Genomic DNA, 1,509 nt, shown 5'->3' with positions numbered 1-1,509 from the left:
GGTCTGGAAGGTTCACGTTTTGTGGTACAAAACCCGAATGCGACCACGACCTGTGGTTGTGGATCTTCATTCTCGATCTAATACCTATCAAGTTGAATAAAAAAGCCCGCATCTGAGGTAATGCCAGTCAGTTAAGAGATTGACTGGCTTTTTCTTGGGTATTTTTGAGGTTTTCCTTTTACAACCCTTGGATAACTCCTCACTCTTCTCTCAGGTATAACATACCGATTAGATTTCTCCATTAAACTTTCCAGATGTTTGGGGAGATTACCTGCAGAAGCCAAAGAGTCGAATCTGAGTAAATTAAGAAGGGCAATAGATGCAATATGAAAACTGATTCTCAAAGGACTTACTTTAGCTCGTTGAGCCATATGTTTCATTTGTCGTCTCAGAACATTATAGGCAATCAAGACACCCCATAATTCTTGATAAATTAAGTCTGGTTGCTTGCTTCTTAAGAGCTTACCTTTCTGCAAATTGCTTTTAATTTCTCGGTAACACATTTCAATTTCCCAACGCTGAGCATATAACTTTGCCAAGGCTATAAGTGGGTATGTCTTTGAATCTAATAATGAAGTAATGTAACGTCTGATTTTTCCTGCCTGCTCAACTTCAATCAAACGTGCCTCCCAATAATCCCCTAACGTTGGGTTAAGCTTCTTGGCTCTAGGTGATATTGGCATCCTGATATGAAAATCATGTGGGGAATTCCGTTTAATAATTTCATAACGTAAATTATCTTTTGCTCGCATCAGCCAATGACTTGATTCTGCACGTGTTTGCCACCCTATTAGAAAATCAGCAGAGAAATAAGCTCGATCAAATAATGTAATACTTTGTGCTGGAGGAGATAATTGATTTGCTAATGTGAGTTCACCCTGATCCATACTGCCTATTTGGGCATCTATGATTTCATGGGTATTGGTATTGACTAGGCACGTGGCTCTCACTTGTGGGTAAGGTGCTACAGCAGTTTTACCTTTAGATGAGCCAAAATGATTAAAGTTCTCTTCGGTCAGCGGCATAGACCAAACCACCCCATCAACAGCACATATGCTAAGTCCTTGAAAGTTTGAATATTGTTGCTGTGTTTCATCAAACCATGCTTGGCTGAGCAGAGAGAATAAGGTACTTAAAGGCTCTTGTCCTAAACGTTGTCGTGCTTGGACTGCTGCACTAGGAACACAATATTCTGTTGTACCAAACACGAGGTTTAATTGCTCTACAACATAGCTGATGGGTTGATTTCGAAACAAGGCAAGCCCAATAACAAGCCAAACCACATGCTCAGCAGGTAATTTTCTCCTTCTGATTGATGCCTTACCTGTTTGATGCAGGCTTGTTTCAATCCAATTTAAATCAATAAGTTCACAAAAATGGTTGAGTGATGGGAGAGAATGTTCAAGAGTGGATTCTAAATGTTCAGATAAAGACATAAAAAAATGAGCGTATTTACATACACTCATTTTTACTACATTTTACTAAAATTTGCTTAACTGACTGGCATTA

Annotated in this window: 1 protein-coding gene and 1 pseudogene; one reads left to right on the top strand and one right to left on the bottom strand. The window is 39.1% G+C overall.

The annotated features are described in order from the left end of the window. A pseudogene (locus G5T77_RS08855) lies at positions 1-81 on the top strand (iron-sulfur cluster insertion protein ErpA); the annotation flags it as partial. A gap of 50 nt (positions 82-131) precedes the next feature. Here the strand turns inward: G5T77_RS08855 and G5T77_RS08850 are convergent. Beyond that, a complete protein-coding gene (locus G5T77_RS08850) occupies positions 132-1,436 on the bottom strand; it encodes an IS4 family transposase (protein WP_159124594.1) in 1,305 nt (434 codons plus the stop codon). Positions 1,437-1,509: the final 73 nt, after the last annotated feature.

Origin of the sequence: Acinetobacter sp. GFQ9D191M (assembly GCF_011174875.1) — a bacterium.
In the GTDB taxonomy this organism is placed as follows: Bacteria; Pseudomonadota; Gammaproteobacteria; order Pseudomonadales; family Moraxellaceae; genus Acinetobacter.
Note: the sequence above shows the minus strand (reverse complement) of the source record. Positions and strands in the feature narration are given on the sequence as shown.